A 271-nucleotide genomic window follows, 5' to 3' on the forward strand; every position below is an offset into this window, starting at 1 on the left:
TGTATTTTGTCTATCGCTACAATAAAAAGCTTGTGATTAAAATTAACAGCAAATCCGTTATGGCAGCTGCTAAAGATAACATTTCAGATGCTTGGGTAAGTATAGGAACTGCAGTGGGTATTTTCGGTTCACAATTAAATACGCCTTGGCTTGATACAGTAACAGCTATTATTGTAGGTTTATTAATATGTAAAACAGCTTGGGATATTTTTAAACAAGCTTCTCATGAACTTTCTGATGGGTTTGATCCAGTTAAAATAAAACAGTATCA

Annotated in this window: 1 protein-coding gene; it reads left to right on the forward strand. The window is 33.2% G+C overall.

The genetic code is table 11. The features are described 5' to 3' along the window. Window positions 1-271: cation diffusion facilitator family transporter (locus RYX56_RS22460; protein WP_317124135.1), on the forward strand; the 271-nt coding region annotated here is incomplete at both ends.

It is taken from the genome of Alkalihalophilus lindianensis (assembly GCF_032843265.1).
GTDB classification, from domain to species: Bacteria; Bacillota; Bacilli; order Bacillales; family Bacillaceae_D; genus Alkalihalophilus; species Alkalihalophilus lindianensis.